Origin of the sequence: Stenotrophomonas maltophilia (assembly GCF_003970865.1) — a bacterium.
GTDB lineage: Bacteria > Pseudomonadota > Gammaproteobacteria > Xanthomonadales > Xanthomonadaceae > Stenotrophomonas > Stenotrophomonas maltophilia_AR.
This window is the reverse complement of record NZ_RXLZ01000144.1, coordinates 1-1,248: the sequence shown is the minus strand read 5'-3', so window position 1 is coordinate 1,248 and position 1,248 is coordinate 1. Positions and strand designations below refer to the sequence as shown.

Annotated in this window: 1 protein-coding gene; it reads left to right on the top strand. The window is 62.9% G+C overall.

What is annotated here, in order from left to right; all coding sequences use genetic code 11:
- On the top strand, positions 1-1,248 hold a 1,248-nt coding region (locus EKL94_RS22115; protein WP_260473490.1), incomplete at both ends, for a condensation domain-containing protein.

The following is a 1,248-nucleotide window of genomic DNA, read 5'->3' as shown; positions in this document are numbered from 1 at the left end:
AGTGCCGACATCCAGGATATCTATCCGCTGGGTCCACTGCAGGAAGGCGTGTTGTTCCATCACCTTCTGGGCGGGGAGGGCGATGCCTACCTGCTGCGTTCCATTACCCGGATCGAGACCGAGGAGACATTGCAGGCATTCCTGTCCGCATTGCGGCAGGTCATCGCACGTCATGACATCCTGCGCACTTCAGTGCACTGGGAAGGGTTGCCGCGTCCGGTCCAGGTGGTTCACCGCCAGGTTTCACTGCCAGTGGAGCGGATCATTCTCTTCCCGGACGTCGAACCGGCGGATCAGCTTCGCCAGCAGGTCGACCCCCGGCGTATCCGGATGGACCTGGGGCGCCCGCCCCTGATACAGGCATTCACCGCTGCCGATCCGCAAGGTGATGGCCACTGGTTGGTTCTCCTGGTCCATCACCTCGTATGTGACCACATCTCGCTGGAGCTGCTGATCGACGAAGTACAGGCATTCATGCGTGGCGATTCAGCTGGCTTGCCGGCGCCGCTGCCGTACCGAAGCTTCATTGCGAAGGCGCTGGCCACGCCAGACGACGTTCATGCGGCCTACTTCCGCGAGCAACTGGGCGACGTAGAGGAACCGACGGCGCCGTTCGGCGTACTGGACGTTCATCGCAGTGGCGCACAGGTGGCTGAGATACGCCAGACGCTGCCACCAGCACTGAGCTTTCAGCTGCGTAGCCAGGCCCGCCAGTGGGCAGTAACGCCGGCAGCGCTGTTCCATCTCGCCTGGGGTCAGGTCCTGGCACGTTGCTGCGGACGTGGCGATGCAGTGTTCGGCACCGTGGTATCCGGGCGGCTGCAGGGACTGGAGGGCGCGAGTCGCGTGGTTGGCATGTTCATCAACACGTTGCCACTGAGGTTGCAGCTGGATGGTCTGGACGTCGGGCAAGCGGTGCTGCACGCCCACAAACGGTTGAGTGAACTGCTGGATCACGAGCAGGCATCGCTGGTCCAGGCGCAGCGCTGCAGCCAGGTAGCTGCGCCTCTGCCGCTGTTCACCTCGCTGCTCAACTACCGCCACAGCGAAGCAACCACGGCAGTATCCGTCTTCGAGGGCATGCATGCGGTCCACGATGAAGAGCGCACCAATTACCCCCTGACCGTTTCGGTTGACGATCTCGGTGAGGACTTTGGAACCGTCGTCCAGGTCGTGCAGGGACTGGATGCAGCGAGAATTGCTGCCTACTTTGCGCAGGCGCTGGAGTCGCTGGCGCACGCGCTGGAG